Origin of the sequence: Anoxybacillus sp. FSL W8-1294, assembly GCF_037965005.1 — a bacterium.
GTDB classification, from domain to species: Bacteria; Bacillota; Bacilli; order Bacillales; family Anoxybacillaceae; genus Anoxybacillus; species Anoxybacillus flavithermus_G.
Genome location: NZ_CP150179.1, coordinates 552,534 through 567,760, shown reverse-complemented (window position 1 = coordinate 567,760; position 15,227 = coordinate 552,534). Strand labels below are relative to the sequence as shown.

Sequence of the window (15,227 nt, the reverse complement as noted above, 5' to 3'; positions counted from 1 at the left end):
CCCTCAGAGGAAAGGTTTTTGCATTTGTCTGCGCCTTTCACTCTTATCGTTCAAGGGCGTTCCCTTGCCACAGGTTAGCACCTTTTCACGTATGTGACGGTTGCTGGGTTTCATCGGGCCTGTCTCCCTCCACCAACTCGGGATAAGAGTATCCGTTCATCTCAGCATCATATCACATCTGTACGAAACGAGTCAACGTTTTTCTATATGGATTATTTTGAAATTAAACTGAAGAAAAATACAATAATTAGTATGGACTATTTATCAAAATGTGTTATACTTTTTACATAAAGATAAATCAAACAAAGGTAGGTTTTGTCCAATGAATTCCATTGAACTGACAAACAAATTATCAACACTCTTACAAAGGGATGGGGTTTTTCATAACTTATCTGTACCACGACTAGTAGAAAAAGTACTAGCTCGGAAAGAAGGCATCCTAACTTCATCAGGAGCAATTTGTGCAAAAACTGGAAAATATACAGGCCGTTCTCCAAAGGATAAATATATTGTCGAAGAACCGTCTGTGAAACATAAAATTGATTGGGGAACTGTCAATCAACCTATTTCTGGAGAGGTATTTGATAAGCTTTACAACAAAGTGATCGATTATTTAATGACAAAAGAAGAACTATTTGTATTTAATGGCTTTGCAGGCGCAGATCCAGCTTATCGTTTGCCGATTCAAGTTGTCAACGAATTTGCTTGGCATAACTTATTTGCCCATCAATTGTTCATTCGTCCAACAGCGGAAGAATTACAAACACATGAACCACAATTTACAGTCATTTCTGCACCAACATTTAAAGCTGATCCATCTATTGACGGCACGCGCTCAGAAACGTTTATTATCATCTCATTCGAGCGCCGCACTGTACTAATTGGTGGAACAGAATATGCTGGTGAAATGAAAAAATCCATTTTCTCTGTCATGAACTTTTTATTGCCAGAACAAGGAATCTTCCCGATGCACTGTTCAGCAAACGTCGGTCAAGAAGGTGATGTCGCGCTCTTTTTCGGTTTATCTGGTACAGGAAAAACAACGCTTTCTGCTGATCCAAACCGTCGGTTAATTGGCGATGACGAGCACGGTTGGTCAAACAACGGTGTTTTTAATATTGAAGGTGGATGTTATGCCAAATGCATTAACTTATCACGTGAAAAAGAGCCACAAATTTTTGATGCGATTCGCTTCGGCTCTGTATTAGAAAACGTCATCGTTGACCCAGACACGCGCATACCAAACTATGACGATGCAACATTAACTGAAAATACGCGCGCAGCATATCCGCTCGAAGCGATGGATAATATTGTTCAACCAAGCATTGCAGGTCATCCGCATACGATCGTCTTTTTAACAGCAGATGCATTCGGGGTATTGCCGCCAATTAGTAAATTAACGAAAGAACAAGCAATGTATCATTTCTTAAGCGGATATACAAGCAAGTTAGCGGGCACAGAGCGCGGAATTACAGCACCGGAAGCAACGTTCTCTACATGCTTCGGTTCACCGTTTTTACCGCTTCCTGCAACGCGTTACGCAGACATGCTTGGTCAAAAAATTGACGCCCACGGTGTTCAAGTGTTTTTAGTAAACACCGGTTGGACTGGTGGTGGATACGGCGTTGGTGAACGAATGAAGCTATCGTATACACGCGCGATGGTAAAAGCAGCGTTAGAAGGGGAATTAAACAACGTAGAAACCGTTCAAGATCCTATTTTCGGTCTTCATATCCCGCTTCACGTTCCCGGTGTGCCTGATGAAGTGTTACAACCGAAAAGCACATGGGCAGATCAGGAAGCATATGAACAAAAAGCAAAAGAGCTTGCGGCGAAGTTCCAGGAAAACTTTAAAAAATTCACAAACATTGATCCACGCATCGAAAAACTCGGTGGGCCAATCGCGTAAACAACAAAAGCTGCCTGTTTCGGCAGCTTTTTTCTTTTTTTTATTGTTTGTACAAAGTTTGTACAAACCATTTACGAAATGGAACATATAGTAGTATACAAAAACGAACAAAAGGAGGCTAAAAAATGACGAGAAGACGAAAAATTATATTAAAAGCAAATTAAAAGAAAAAATGAAATAGCTTTCAATGACACATCTCCCCTATAATAAAACATGCAAGAAAATAATAAGACGTGGCGAATTGTCCACGTCTTGTTTTCTTTATAAAAACAAAAAGCGCCGAGATGCAACGCTTTATTTTTCTTTTACCATTTTTCCTATAACATTTTCTTTCACTTTATGCGAAAGGTCATCTATATTTAATCCATATCCAAGCGTGCCGTATACATATCCTTCACGCGGCTCGATTAGTTCTGTTTGTTCGTGATAAAGCCGTGGTGTTTTCCATAGCGCAATTAACGCTTTTGTCATCGGCATTTCATAATAACGATCCGGCCATAGTTGTTTAATATATTGTTTAACGAGCGGATAATATTTTGAACTCATCGCTGGGAACAAATGATGTTCTGTATGGTGCGAAAAGTTAAAATGCAATACGTCGACCCACTTCGGAACGATGACAGTTAAGCTGTTTGCTAATGGATCGTTAACTGGAACGAGCGGATTTAAGCGATGGTTCGTTGAAATGTATCCCATCACGATCGTATTTCCAATAAGTAGTGGAAGAACGAACGCAAAGAGCCATTTTTCTACTCCGATCATCAACAATAACCCAATCCATACCGACCATGGTAAGACAAATTGCCAGAATACGGCACGACGATTTCCTTTTTCAAAATCCTTCCAAAAATGAAGAAGCATATGAAGCGAATGAACTGTAAACATCCCTGCTAAAGACAAGAACGAAAAAGCCGCACGAATCGGAAACGGAATGCGATAAATCCAACGGAGGAAACGACTTTGAGCTAAACGTTTGATCGTCGGCCACGCATCCGGATCAAGTTCCTCATGTTGTGTATGCACATGATGCGTTGCGTTATGCCATTTTCTCCACAACTTTGGACCTGTGCAAAGTGGCAAAAATGCAATGCCTCCTAACAAATCACGAAGCCACGCCCGTTTGACAACTGTTCCATGCAAAATTTCATGTCCTAAAAACCCTAAACCAGCAAAACAAAATCCAATAACAACTGAAAGCAATCCGTTCCATAACCAATGGAGATCAAATAAAGAAATCGTGACAATGCTGCTAACTAAAACGAGCATGTAAGCAAGACCACCAAACAGACGAGACGGAACAGGACGGAACGCTTCCTCAGGCAAATACGGGGCAATGCGAGCCGCATACCACCCAAATGAATGAAATTGTTTCATGTAATAAAAAACTCCCCTCATACGTGAACACTTCGCTTTAAAAAGAAATGAATATTCAAACATCTCTCTTTCAAACTTATTGTCATCGTATCATTTACATTCTTGTCCTGTCAATAAAATTTATTACTAGGTCATATGATTTATTTATGTGATATAGTATCAATATATGAAATGCAGTTGTGTAATCGTCATAAATGTGTTTCAATGAAGGTAAAAATGTGGAATATGGAGTGATCCTATGGGTATGCCGTTAGAAGTACAAACAATGATCGTCACAAATGGAAAAGAAAAACGAATTGAACACAACTTATTTGTATTACAAAAAGAAGGCTATCGTTTATATCCGCTTGATGTCCCATTAGAAGTAAGACGAACAAAACACGGAGAAACAACGGGAAAAGCGATTGTCAAAAAACTTGTTCTTGAAAACGAAACAACGATCGTTACATATGAATTAATTGCTTTGCATTCGATTAATTAAACCGTCGTGTCATCTGCCACGGCGGTTTTCTTTTTCGGGCATTCACACATTTTTATTAGGCGCATACGATAAAGCAAACGAAAGGAAAGAGGGGAAGAGGATGCGAAAATGGGGATTTTTGTTCATTATTTTCATGTTTTTACTTACAGCCTGCTCATCAAATGATGTAAAAACGTTGCGCATTGCCGAAGTAACTCGTTCGATTTTTTACGCACCTCAATACGTCGCGATTGAGAAAGGTTTTTTTGCTGAAGAAGGGCTTCATATCGAACTGAATACGACGTGGGGCGGCGATAAAACAATGACGACACTTTTATCGAACGGAGCGGATATTGCGCTCGTCGGTTCCGAAACGTCCATTTACGTGTATAGTCAAGGAGCAATAGATCCTGTTATTAACTTTGCCCAGTTGACACAAACAGACGGAACATTTTTAGTTTCACGAAAACCAATCGCCAACTTTACATGGGATCAATTGAAAGGAAGTACATTTTTAGGGCAAAGAAAAGGCGGCATGCCACAAATGGTCGGAGAATACGTTCTCAAACAACACGGCATTGACCCACACAAAGACTTAAATCTCATCCAAAATATTGATTTTGCTAATATTGCCAATGCATTTGCAAGCGGAACAGGCGATTTCGTCCAACTATTTGAGCCAACTGCTAGCATTTTTGAACAAGAAGGAAAAGGATATATTGTCGCTTCATTCGGAACGGAATCTGGTCATCTCCCATATACGACATTTATGGCAAAACAAAGTTTTATCGACAAAAATAAAGATGTCATCGAAAAATTTACGCGTGCCCTTTATAGAGCACAACAATGGGTACAAACACATGATGCGAAAGAAATTGCAACAGTCATTCAACCGTACTTTGAAAATACAGATATCGCTCTCATTGAAAAAGTCGTCGATCGCTATAAACAACAAGGTTCATACGCAACTGATCCGATTTTAGATGAAGAAGAATGGAACCATCTTCAAAACATTATGAAAGAAGCAAACGAGTTGCCATCGTACATTGAGCATTCCATTTTAGTGAATACATCGTTCGCTGAAAAAACGAAAAAGAGGTGAACATCATGCCCATTTTAACGATTGATCAAGTGATGCACGCCTACGTCACAAAGCAATCTGCCGTATTGGCGCTTGATCATCTATCGCTAACTGTCGAGAGAGGAGAGTTTGTCTCCTTTCTCGGCCCAAGCGGCTGTGGAAAAACAACACTTCTTTCAATTGTGGCGGGGCTCATCAAACCAACAAAAGGTCGTGTGCTTATCGAAGGAAAAGAAATTCACACGATGAGCCAAACGATCGGATATATGCTCCAACACGATTATTTGTTTCCATGGAAAACGATTGAACAAAACGTGACACTCGGATTAAAACTGACAGGCAAATATAGCGAAAAAGCGAGAAAGCAAACGCTCTCCCTTCTACATCAAATCGGTTTGCGTGACGTGGACGATCGTTACCCTTATGAATTATCGGGAGGAATGCGTCAGCGCGCAGCACTTGTTCGCACACTCGCAACCGATCCGAAAATTTTATTGTTAGACGAACCGTTTTCAGCACTCGATTACCAAACAAAGCTTAAACTTGAAGATCTTGTATGGGAGACGTTAAAACAATATCGAAAAACAGCACTTCTTGTCACGCACGATATTGGTGAAGCGATTGCGATGAGCGATCGGATCGTTTTATTTACTGCAAAACCCGGAAAAATTAAACGAATTGTTACCGTTCCAGATTCGTTAAAAGCGTGTACACCGTTTCAAGCCCGCCAACATCCAGATTTTTCACCGCTCTTTCAAATGATTTGGAAGGAGTTAGAGAGCATTGAACAAACATGAGTGGTTGCAACGTATATATGATCAATATATGGCATATGAAAAACGCGAAAAACGAATCGTCCGCTTTTTTCAAGCGATCATTGTCATTGCATTTTTCAGCTTATGGGAAATCACGAGCCGCCTTCATTGGATCGATCCTCTTTTATTTAGCTCACCGTCTTCGATTTGGCATTTGTTTACTACAAAAATACGTGATCACACATTGCTTTCACATACAACTGTCACATTAACTGAGACGGTGCTAGGTTTTATTGTTGGTACGATGATTGGCGTTTGTTTTGCTGCAATACTTTGGTGGTTTCCTCGCGTCTCAAAAATCGTTGATCCGTATTTAGTCATTTTAAACGCAATGCCAAAAGTAGCGCTCGGCCCGATTTTAATCGTCGCACTCGGACCAAATATGACATCGATCGTCGCCATGGGAGCGATCATTTCCATTATTATTACAACGATTGTCGTTTACACATCATTTAAAGAAGTCGATGCAAACTATATAAAAGTGCTTCAAACATTCGGAGCAACGAAGCGACAATGGTTTACAGAAGCGATTTTACCTGCTTCCTTTCCAACGATCATTTCAACGCTAAAAGTGAACGTTGGCTTATCTTGGGTTGGGGTCATCGTCGGTGAATTTCTCGTCTCTAAACAAGGGCTCGGCTATATGATTATTTACGGCTTCCAAGTGTTTAACTTTACGCTCGTTTTATTAAGTTTGCTTATGATTGCTTTACTCTCTAGCATCATGTACCAGCTTGTCAGTTGGTTTGAAAAAAAATTAATAAAACGCGCATAACCCCACACGCAAAGAAAAAGCGGTGGGGTTTTACGACATTCCCCGCCGCTGTAACTCTTGTTTTGTATACATCCATACGCCATCTTTCATAATAAAACTAAATCGTTCATCTTTCGCTACGTCATCTGGTATATGCTCAATGAGCACAGGACCATTTGTTTCAAAATACGACTCCCTTTGTTCCAAAGATTTAACATGGGCAAAATAAATATTTTTTACAATCGTTTCATTTGGACGTTTCACTTCATACTGTCCGATATACGTGATTGTCTGAACGATGCCTCCTGTTTCTTCCCTTACTTCACGAATAGCTGCCTCTTCTGCCGTCTCTCCCTCTTCTACTTTGCCACCCGGAAACTCCAAGCCACGTACAGCGTGATTTGTCAATAACCAACGACCACCGTACCGACAAATAACGAAAACATGTTTCGGTTGCTTCGAGAAAGGATGGTCAGAAAAAGAAAGTCGAACGTTGTATCCGTAGTAATCTTGAAATACAATCATCACCGTCTACCCTCAACTGTATGTTTTCTTCATTGTACCACACAGTGAAGTAGTCGACAGCTTTTATAACTGTATGACACCCATCGTTTCAATTTGTTGTTTCGCTTCCTCATCGCCAAGTTCATAAATCATTTCATACACTTTTTTCATTGCGTTGTCATACCCGTCGTTCGGCCGATCATAATGATATTGCACATATGGCACATGTGCACGCCAAAACGATTGCCAATCGGATGAATACATTTCATCAAAATACTCCCGTAATTGAATGATTTCTTCATCCGTCGCCTCAATGCGAAATTCCCACGGCGAAGCCGTTTTCACTTGTGAAATTTCGCCACGCGCCACCGAAACATAATACGTTTTTTTCATCGACCCACCTCTTTTTCGTTTGTTACAGTTAGTGTGAGTCGATTCATTTATTTTCATGCAACAAAAGCACTCATCTGCGAATGAACATGCAAATAAGGTGGGGCCACTCCCACCTTATCCGAGAAACGATTTGAGCATCCATACATGTTTTTCTAAACTTTGATGAATGCCTAAAAGCATATCGCCTGTTGTTTCATCTCCAATTTCTCCGGCGTAGTCCATGCCAGCTTTCAATTCTTTAATCATCGTTTCAAAATCGCGAACAATTTCCGCTACCATTTCTTCCGCCGTTTCATTTCCTTTTGCTTCATGTACGGATGCTACCGCTAAATAATCTTTCATCGTTGCTAGCGGTTTTCCACCTAATGCTAATAAACGTTCTGCTAACTCATCAATATGTAGTGCCGCTTCATTGTACAACTCTTCAAATTTTGTATGCAACGTAAAAAACTGCGGCCCTTTCACATACCAATGGTAGTTGTGTAATTTTACATATAACACGTTCCAGTTTGCAATTTGTTTGTTGACAATATCAATTAATTTTTCTTTCACACTAATTCCCTCCTCGATTATAAACTTCCCCCTCTTTCATTATAGCAAACAAAAAAAATTTTGGAAAATGATATGTTTTTGCATGAACAATGTAGAGAGACATGTAACCATCATTGTATTGGTAGTGACCGCTTCGAAAGCGTAGTTGATAAATTGCCGGGTGAAAAAAATAAAGGTTCAGACATGTAACATCTGAACCTTTATTTTTAGCCAAACACTTTTTTCAATTCTTCTTTTGGCTGCGATAGCCAATATCGCATAAGTCGCTTAGCTCCTTCTAAATCGTGCAATTTCGCTTGACCGCACTCTTTTTCCGTTGCAGCTGGCACTTCTGTAACCGTCAATGCCTCATTCATCGTCGCCTCAAGCAAATCAATAATTTCTTCGACTGTTGGCGTGCCACTAACGACTAAATAATACCCCGTTTGACATCCCATCGGAGAAATATCGATAATATCAAAATGAGCGTATTTTTCAGCATGCTTACGAATGTGCACCGCTAGTAAATGTTCAAGTGTATGAATCGCTGCCGGTTGCATCGCTTCTTTATTTGGTTGACAAAAGCGAATATCAAATTTATTCACAACACCGTCGCTACCGACTTGATGAACACCACAATGGCGAACGTACGGCGCTTTGACCGCACAATGGTCTAGTTCAAAGCTTTCTACTGAAGGCATATTTCTCACCTCTTTTTCAATTGTCACGTTTTTATCATACACAAAAGTCCGACTTTTTTCATCTTTTTTTGTTGGAATTGTTTCGTCCAACTATGTTACAATAAGAAAAAATAGGGGCGGGCGTATTACATGAAACATATATTCATCTTACTCATTCGTTTTTATCAACGATTTATTTCCCCTTTAAAACCACCGACATGTCGCTTTTATCCGACTTGTTCGCATTACGGATTAGAAGCGATTCGTCGCTTCGGTGCACTTAAAGGAGGCTATTTAACAATCAAACGCATTTTAAAATGCCATCCATTTCATCCAGGTGGATTTGATCCTGTTCCAGAGAAAGAGCAAAAATAGTTGTTCTTTCTCTTTTTTTTCGTTATGATAAACAATGTAAATCGTAATAATTACGTTTGAAGATTGGTCTACTTTTGTCGATCCACTTCCACCATTTACGGCTATTTCATAGTTTTCAAATCGTAACGATTACGATATAATAAAACAGGAGTGAGAAAGATGTTATTTGACGATCAGAAACATCTTTCTTTATTTGGAAGGAGGAAGAAGATGAAGGTAAAAACCATTTTATCCATTATACTTACGAGCACACTGCTATTGTTTGGATGCTCGCAACAAGAACAGACGAATGAATCGAAGAATGAGGAAAAAAACGATCAACTTATCGTTTATACAACTGTATACCCTCTTCAAGACTTTACTGAAAAAATTGGTGGCAAGCACGTTCAAGTGGAAAGCGTATATCCTCCCGGCGTTGATGTGCACACATACGAACCGACGGCAAAAACGATGCAACAAATCGCAGATGCTGACGCTTTCATTTACATCGGTCAAGGAATGGAAGGATTTGTTGATCGCGTTGTCGAAACGCTAGAGAATGAACACGTCAAGTTCGTGGAAGCAACAGCTGGGACGGAATTTCTTCCAGCCAACGATACTCATGGGGACGAACATGCTCATGAAGATGAACACGCCCATGAAGATGAGCATGATCACGGAGATGTAGATCCTCATGTCTGGTTAGATCCGATATATTCAATCCAAATGGCTGAAACAATTAAACAAACGTTAACGGAACTAAAACCTGAGGCAAAAAATGATTTTGAACAAAACTTTGCCTCGTTAAAACAGCAGCTTGAACAGCTCGATAGCCAGTTCCAACAATTGATAAAAGGCGCGAAAAGAAAAGAAATTCTTGTCGCTCATGCGGCTTACGGCTATTGGGAGAAACGATATGGCTTAAAACAAATAAGCGTGACTGGGCTATCGCCAACAAACGAACCGTCACAAAAGCAGCTTGCTTCGATTATTCAAATCGCCAAAGACCATGACATACACTATATCTTTTTTGAGCAAAACGTAACATCGAAAATTGCTGAAGTTGTGAAAAACGAAATCGGAGCTGATGTACTTATCCTTCACAACTTAGAAGCACGAACAAATGATGATATAAAAAACAACAAAGACTATTTTGCGATTATGAATGACAACATCTCTGCACTAAAAAAAGCTCTACAATAAGCGATCATAACGATCGCTTATTTTTGACCGTCTATTTACAAGCCCTCATGAATATGCGTTTATTGCCTTTGCGATTACAAGCACACTTTTTCTCTCTTCGCTTTTGAAAGATCGACGCTATGTAGCAAAGGATGAAAAATAACGATTGCAAATGTTGAGATTTTTCGCTATAGTTTTAAACGTAAACCTTTTTCGTACAATATATTGTGATAATCGCACGAAATAATAACTATATATTGAAACCGACAAGTGAAGGTGTCCAAACGGACTTAATAGGGAATCTGGTGCGAATCCAGAACTGTCCCCGCAACTGTGTGCGCAGACGAAATGGAAATAACACCACTGTATATGTCAGCTATTTATGGCACATATATGGGAAGGAATCCAAAGTAGGAAGAAGCGCAAGTCAGGAGACCTGCCTTCCTTGTATCGTTTCATATTCTTCGGGGATTGAGAAGATGAAACGATGGTGAAAGCATGCCTTTTTCCATCGTTTCATCCGCTCAACGAGAGCGGATTTTTTTATTTTCTAGGGGAAGGGATGTTATATGGTGTACATAAAACAACAAACAGAAGTAAATGAAGAAACGATCCGCACATTATTGTTTCATATTTTCAAAGACTTTCCACACTTATCAAGCGCGCGATACATCGAGCGTACGATACGGTCGCTGACGTATACAAAATCATACGATGACATGATGAACAAACTCATTTTAAATGCACTTGACGAAATCACCGTAGAACAACCTGATTGGACGTTTGTCGCAGCACGCCTTTATTTACAACAGCTGTACAATGAAGCAGCAACCAATCGTGGCTATGATGTATCCGACACATACCACTACTTTTATGAGTTACAAACAATGCTCGTTGATCTCGGTATTTACGATCCGTTTGTACTTGAACGATATACGAAAGAAGAACTACAAGAAGCGGGGACATGGATCGATTCGAAAAAAGACGAGCAATTTACCTATATCGGATTACGCACACTCGTTGATCGTTATTTAGCGAAAGGATATGACGGAGAAATTTATGAGTTGCCACAAGAACGCTTTTTAACCATTGCTCTTACGCTGATGGTGAATGAGCCAAAAGAAAAACGAATGGAGCTTGTCAAAGAAGCGTATTGGGCGTTATCAAACCAATATATGACGGTCGCTACACCAACGTACGCCAACGCAGGTAAATCTTACGGTCAATTATCGAGTTGTTTCATTGATACGGTCGACGATAGCTTAATCGGCATTTATGAATCGAATACAGACATCGCTCGCCTCTCCAAAGGCGGTGGGGGAATCGGCGTCTATTTAGGAAAAATTCGGGCACGCAACTCGGATATTAAAGGATTTAAAGGCGTATCGTCTGGTGTCATCCCATGGATGCGCCAATTAAACAATACCGCTGTATCGGTTGATCAGCTTGGTACGCGACAAGGAAGTATTGCCGTCTATTTAGACGTTTGGCATAAAGACATTTTCTCTTTCTTAGACGCAAAATTAAACAACGGCGATGAACGGCAAAAATGCCATGATTTATTTTATGGCGTATGCATCCCTGATTTATTTATGGAACAAGTCGAAAAGCGGGGCGATTGGTATTTATTTGACCCACATGAAGTGAAAAAAGTGATGGGGTGGAAAGATAAAGATGGGAATCCGCTAGGTCTTGAAGATTTTTACGATGAAGAACGAGGACATGGCTCCTTCCGCGAAAAATACGAAGAATGTATCAACCATCCAGAGTTAAGTAAAGAACGTGTACCTGCCATTGAAATTATGAAGCGCATTTTAAAATCACAATTAGAAACGGGTACACCTTATATGTTTTATCGCGACGAAGCGAATCGCATGAATCCAAATAAACATGCGGGCATGATTTATTCTAGCAATTTATGTACGGAAATTATGCAAAATATGAGCGCGACTACCGTAACAAAAGAGTATACGCAAGATGGTGAAATCATTATTCATAAAAAACCAGGCGACTTTGTCGTTTGTAACTTATCTAGCATTCATCTCGCTCGCGCCGTACAAGACGATGTACTAGAACGATTAATTCCGATTCAAGTGCGTATGCTTGATAACGTCATCGACTTAAACGAAAATCGCATTGAAGTGTTGCAAGCGGTGATGACAAATAAAAAATATCGGGCAATCGGTCTAGGTGCATTTTCATGGCATCACTTATTAGCGTTAAAAGGAATTAAGTGGAATAGTGAAGAAAGCGTTGATTTCGCTGACAAGCTATTTGAAAAAATCGCTTATTTAACGATTCGAGCAAGCATGGAATTGGCGAAAGAAAAAGGTGCATATCCGGCGTTTGCAGGTTCTGATTGGCATACAGGAAAATATTTTGAGCTTCGCGGTTATCATTCCCACGATGAGTTAGATTGGGATGAGTTAAAAGAGCAAGTGATGAAGTATGGTGTTCGCAACGGTTATTTAATGGCTCCTGCGCCAAACGCTTCGACATCCGTTTTAGCAAACGGAACGGCGTCATGCGATCCTGTCTTCAATCGCTTATATTTTGAAGAAAAGAAAAATTATAAAATCCCTGTAACCGTTCCTGATTTAAATGCCAAAACATTTTGGTTTTACGAAAATGCCTATGAAGTGGATCAAAAGATGAGCATTCGTCAAAATGCCGCTAGACAAAAACATGTCGATCAGTCGTTAAGTTTTAATCTTTACGTATACAACACGATTAAAGCGAAAGATCTTTTGGATTTACATTTAACGGCATGGAAAGAACGGTTAAAATCGACGTATTACGTTCGCAGCACTGCCGTAACGATTGAAGAATGCGACGTTTGCTCATCGTAGGAGGAAAAAGCGTCAACAACCCAACGACTAAAGCCGTGGGCTTGCAACTCCCCAGAAGTGCAAGCGGATGTTATCCTCCTTCCTTCACTTGGGGTTGCATCAGGGCAGGTTGACAACTACCCAACGACGCAGGTCATGCCTGCATCGTTACCGATTCTCTCGGTGTGTCTGTTGGCGGTACTTGGCTTCCACACACAACAGACAGACCTACGCTCGATGTTTTACGGTTACAACGTTTCCTGTAACCAACTCCCTACATCGAGTAGCAGTTATTGGAGTGCCTTGATTCAACGGTTTTCTCCACACCTTTATTATATCATACACAAAAGAAAGGGGGAACACGCATTCCTCCCCATGCTTGAAAGCAGGGGTTTCTTGCGTGATTAATCATGAACGTTCTCATTTGCTATACATCCAAAACGGGAAACACAAAAGAAGTCGCCCTATTGATCGAAGAAGCTTTTCGCTCATATGGACATGCGGTGAAAACGATCGATATTGAACATATATTTGCGATCGAATCGCTCATTCATGAGGCGCATCTTCTTTTATTCGGTTCATATACGTGGGGAAATGGACAACTTCCAGATGAAATGAGGAAGCTACTTCGTTTTCTTATCAAAGAACGAAAACTTCCTTTGCCTCCTGTTGCGGTATTTGGCACAGGAGATCAAATGTGGCCGTACTATTGCCGTGCGGTCGATGAAATGGAGTACCATTTGCGAAAAGTGACGACGGTGCTCGGCACGCTAAAAATTGAACAATCACCACGCGGCCATCAACAACATTTACCGACTGTATTCGTACAACAGCTACTAGAGGAGGTTGACCGTTTTGTTATTGGCGAAAGTAAAATTGCTCGAGCCGTCGCATCCAAATAAAGCAACGAGCATTATCAATGGAAAAGCAAGCGGCATTTTAAACTGGAACGATATTAAATATAGCCATTTTTACGATATATACAGAATGTTGCTCAGCAACTTTTGGACGCCGTTTGAAATTAATATGTCGGATGATATTAAACAATGGCATGAGTTAAGTGAACGGGAACGGGATGCATTTTTACACATTATCGGCTTGCTTTCAATTTTAGATTCTGTTCAACCAAATTTTATTGGGGCGATGAAAGAATACATTACCGATCCGAGCGTCAAAGCAATTTTTTCGATTATCGAACAGCAAGAAGTCGTTCATAATCAATCGTACTCGTACGTTCTTGCTTCGATCGAAAAATTATCCGAGCAACATCGTGCGTTTGAAATGGCACGAACAAATCCGCACATTTATAAGCGAAATGAACACGTCATTCGCGTATATGAAGCATTTCGCGAGCAACCAACGGTGGAGACGTTTTGCCGCGCGCTCGTCGCTTCGCTCGTCTTAGAGGGGATTAATTTTTATTCTGGGTTTGCCTTTTTTTACAATTTGGCAAGAAACCAGAAAATGCTCAAAACATCAACGATGATTAGTTATATTAATAAAGATGAGCTATGCCATAGTTACTTTATTTCTCAACTTGTACGCGCAGTGTTATGGGAAAATCCACAAATTGATGAAAATGGAGCGTTTTCTGCGTGGATATATGACTATATCGACGAAGCCATTCGTTACGAAACAGAATGGTCGCGCTTTGTGTTGCGCGATATTGATGGCATTGACGTTATCGAAATGGAAAAATATATTGAATACCTTGGAAATAAACGGTTGCGCATGCTTGGATTAGACGATCGCTATGACGCGGATGAAAATAGCATGCCTTGGATTCGCGTCTTTAGCGATGAAAATGTGAACTTAGGCAAAACCGACTTTTTTGAAGCCCGGCCACGTTCATATACGAAAACAACCGATGTGAATGGGTTTGACGAATTGTAAAAAACCGGGTGAACTACCCGGTTTTTTCACAATATGTTTCATTTGTAAAGGTAACATAACATAAACGATTTTTCATTACATGATGTATTGTTATTGTGTTCGGTTTTTGACCAAAATGCTTTTCAAATTGTTGTAGTGCATCCAATGGGGACATATGATCAACAACAAAAACGTTTATACATGATGGGACAATGCATGTGTTAGACGTACATGATGTAGTAATAAAAGCATCATGAGCATCTAATATGTGAACAAACGACTGATCGTTCGCAACAAAGCGAAGCAAGTAATCCGTCATTTGTGCAATCATTTTATAGTATGTAACGAGAGAAGTACAATAAGCGATCGAAAACGATGATGTTGCCCGTTCAATTCCCTTTAGCAACGTAAGCGATGAACGATGAGGTGGAGATATGTTGTAATGATAAGTTAACACTTCATTCAAAAACGATTGCCACAATGTCATCTA

The 15,227-nt window shown here is 40.1% G+C and carries 16 protein-coding genes and 2 riboswitches; of the genes, 10 read left to right on the top strand and 6 right to left on the bottom strand.

From position 1 onward, the window contains the following. Positions 1-40: 40 nt before the first annotated feature. Positions 41-149: riboswitch (SAM riboswitch) on the bottom strand. A gap of 173 nt (positions 150-322) precedes the next feature. Further along, positions 323-1,909 (top strand): phosphoenolpyruvate carboxykinase (ATP), encoded by a 1,587-nt coding sequence (pckA, locus tag NSQ23_RS03115; RefSeq protein WP_339172835.1) that lies wholly within the window; start codon positions 323-325, stop codon positions 1,907-1,909. Positions 1,910-2,203: 294 nt separating this feature from the next. On the opposite strand, the gene NSQ23_RS03110 is transcribed toward pckA, so the two are convergent. Further along, positions 2,204-3,283 carry an acyl-CoA desaturase gene (locus tag NSQ23_RS03110; RefSeq protein WP_339172832.1) on the bottom strand — a complete coding sequence of 360 codons (1,080 nt, stop codon included), beginning with the start codon at positions 3,281-3,283 and terminating at the stop codon, positions 2,204-2,206. A gap of 238 nt (positions 3,284-3,521) precedes the next feature. On the opposite strand from NSQ23_RS03110, the gene NSQ23_RS03105 reads away from it, so the two are divergent. The 4 genes from NSQ23_RS03105 (at position 3,522) to NSQ23_RS03090 (ending at position 6,414) form a co-directional block, all read left to right on the top strand. Beyond that, positions 3,522-3,764: a DUF2584 domain-containing protein gene (locus NSQ23_RS03105; RefSeq protein WP_339172830.1), complete on the top strand. Its 243-nt coding sequence runs from the start codon at positions 3,522-3,524 to the stop codon at positions 3,762-3,764. A gap of 100 nt (positions 3,765-3,864) precedes the next feature. Next, positions 3,865-4,845 carry an ABC transporter substrate-binding protein gene (locus NSQ23_RS03100; RefSeq protein WP_339172827.1) on the top strand — a complete coding sequence of 327 codons (981 nt, stop codon included), beginning with the start codon at positions 3,865-3,867 and terminating at the stop codon, positions 4,843-4,845. A 5-nt stretch (positions 4,846-4,850) separates the two neighbouring features. Then, positions 4,851-5,621, top strand: coding sequence for an ABC transporter ATP-binding protein (locus tag NSQ23_RS03095; RefSeq protein ID WP_238802941.1), 771 nt, complete (start codon positions 4,851-4,853; stop codon positions 5,619-5,621). Next, positions 5,608-6,414, top strand: a complete 807-nt coding sequence (locus NSQ23_RS03090) for an ABC transporter permease (RefSeq protein WP_339172823.1) — start codon at positions 5,608-5,610, stop codon at positions 6,412-6,414. The genes NSQ23_RS03095 and NSQ23_RS03090 overlap by 14 nt, the downstream gene beginning before the upstream one ends. Positions 6,415-6,444: 30 nt before the next feature. Here the strand turns inward: NSQ23_RS03090 and ytkD are convergent, their stop codons facing one another. From ytkD to NSQ23_RS03070, 4 genes are all read right to left on the bottom strand, one after another. Further along, positions 6,445-6,918 (bottom strand): RNA deprotection pyrophosphohydrolase, encoded by a 474-nt coding sequence (gene ytkD, locus NSQ23_RS03085; RefSeq protein WP_339172820.1) that lies wholly within the window; start codon positions 6,916-6,918, stop codon positions 6,445-6,447. Positions 6,919-6,981: 63 nt separating this feature from the next. After that, positions 6,982-7,290, bottom strand: a complete 309-nt coding sequence (locus NSQ23_RS03080) for a hypothetical protein (protein WP_004888947.1) — start codon at positions 7,288-7,290, stop codon at positions 6,982-6,984. 114 nt (positions 7,291-7,404) lie between these two features. Next, the gene (locus NSQ23_RS03075) at positions 7,405-7,842 is read right to left on the bottom strand and encodes a Dps family protein (protein WP_004888946.1); all 438 of its coding nucleotides are present in this window, start codon (positions 7,840-7,842) and stop codon (positions 7,405-7,407) included. Positions 7,843-8,048: 206 nt separating this feature from the next. Beyond that, positions 8,049-8,522 carry an S-ribosylhomocysteine lyase gene (locus NSQ23_RS03070; RefSeq protein ID WP_128356597.1) on the bottom strand — a complete coding sequence of 158 codons (474 nt, stop codon included), beginning with the start codon at positions 8,520-8,522 and terminating at the stop codon, positions 8,049-8,051. A gap of 129 nt (positions 8,523-8,651) precedes the next feature. On the opposite strand from NSQ23_RS03070, the gene yidD reads away from it, so the two are divergent. The 5 genes from yidD (at position 8,652) to NSQ23_RS03045 (ending at position 14,758) form a co-directional block, all read left to right on the top strand. Continuing rightward, entirely contained in the window at positions 8,652-8,876 is a 225-nt protein-coding gene (gene yidD / locus NSQ23_RS03065) for a membrane protein insertion efficiency factor YidD (RefSeq protein WP_004888944.1), read from the top strand. A 210-nt stretch (positions 8,877-9,086) separates the two neighbouring features. Further along, on the top strand, positions 9,087-10,058 hold the full coding sequence (locus NSQ23_RS03060) for a metal ABC transporter substrate-binding protein (RefSeq protein WP_339172817.1): 972 nt from the start codon (positions 9,087-9,089) through the stop codon (positions 10,056-10,058). Positions 10,059-10,294: 236 nt separating this feature from the next. Further along, positions 10,295-10,496: riboswitch (cobalamin riboswitch) on the top strand. A gap of 110 nt (positions 10,497-10,606) precedes the next feature. Beyond that, positions 10,607-12,886 carry a ribonucleoside-diphosphate reductase subunit alpha gene (locus NSQ23_RS03055; RefSeq protein ID WP_339172815.1) on the top strand — a complete coding sequence of 760 codons (2,280 nt, stop codon included), beginning with the start codon at positions 10,607-10,609 and terminating at the stop codon, positions 12,884-12,886. 389 nt (positions 12,887-13,275) lie between these two features. Beyond that, the gene (locus tag NSQ23_RS03050; RefSeq protein ID WP_339172814.1) at positions 13,276-13,767 is read left to right on the top strand and encodes a flavodoxin domain-containing protein; all 492 of its coding nucleotides are present in this window, start codon (positions 13,276-13,278) and stop codon (positions 13,765-13,767) included. After that, positions 13,721-14,758 carry a ribonucleotide-diphosphate reductase subunit beta gene (locus NSQ23_RS03045; protein ID WP_339172812.1) on the top strand — a complete coding sequence of 346 codons (1,038 nt, stop codon included), beginning with the start codon at positions 13,721-13,723 and terminating at the stop codon, positions 14,756-14,758. The genes NSQ23_RS03050 and NSQ23_RS03045 overlap by 47 nt, the downstream gene beginning before the upstream one ends. A gap of 13 nt (positions 14,759-14,771) precedes the next feature. Here NSQ23_RS03045 and NSQ23_RS03040 read toward each other — a convergent pair whose 3' ends face one another. Next, complete coding sequence (locus NSQ23_RS03040; protein ID WP_339172810.1) at positions 14,772-15,224, bottom strand: diverged REC-like domain-containing protein; 453 nt, start codon at positions 15,222-15,224, stop codon at positions 14,772-14,774. Positions 15,225-15,227 lie beyond the last annotated feature (3 nt).

Excerpts from the sequence above, each read along its gene's own strand:
- NSQ23_RS03080 (WP_004888947.1), bottom strand. The coding sequence starts at position 7,290 with ATGAAAAAAACGTATTATGTTTCGGTGGCGCGTGGCGAAATTTCACAA.
- NSQ23_RS03040 (WP_339172810.1), bottom strand. The coding sequence starts at position 15,224 with ATGACATTGTGGCAATCGTTTTTGAATGAAGTGTTAACTTATCATTAC.
- NSQ23_RS03100 (WP_339172827.1), top strand. The coding sequence starts at position 3,865 with ATGCGAAAATGGGGATTTTTGTTCATTATTTTCATGTTTTTACTTACA.
- yidD (WP_004888944.1), top strand. The coding sequence starts at position 8,652 with ATGAAACATATATTCATCTTACTCATTCGTTTTTATCAACGATTTATT.
- NSQ23_RS03050 (WP_339172814.1), top strand. The coding sequence starts at position 13,276 with ATGAACGTTCTCATTTGCTATACATCCAAAACGGGAAACACAAAAGAA.
- NSQ23_RS03070 (WP_128356597.1), bottom strand. The coding sequence starts at position 8,522 with ATGCCTTCAGTAGAAAGCTTTGAACTAGACCATTGTGCGGTCAAAGCG.
- NSQ23_RS03105 (WP_339172830.1), top strand. The coding sequence starts at position 3,522 with ATGGGTATGCCGTTAGAAGTACAAACAATGATCGTCACAAATGGAAAA.
- pckA (WP_339172835.1), top strand. The coding sequence starts at position 323 with ATGAATTCCATTGAACTGACAAACAAATTATCAACACTCTTACAAAGG.
- NSQ23_RS03110 (WP_339172832.1), bottom strand. The coding sequence starts at position 3,283 with ATGAAACAATTTCATTCATTTGGGTGGTATGCGGCTCGCATTGCCCCG.
- NSQ23_RS03095 (WP_238802941.1), top strand. The coding sequence starts at position 4,851 with ATGCCCATTTTAACGATTGATCAAGTGATGCACGCCTACGTCACAAAG.
- ytkD (WP_339172820.1), bottom strand. The coding sequence starts at position 6,918 with ATGATTGTATTTCAAGATTACTACGGATACAACGTTCGACTTTCTTTT.
- NSQ23_RS03055 (WP_339172815.1), top strand. The coding sequence starts at position 10,607 with ATGGTGTACATAAAACAACAAACAGAAGTAAATGAAGAAACGATCCGC.
- NSQ23_RS03060 (WP_339172817.1), top strand. The coding sequence starts at position 9,087 with ATGAAGGTAAAAACCATTTTATCCATTATACTTACGAGCACACTGCTA.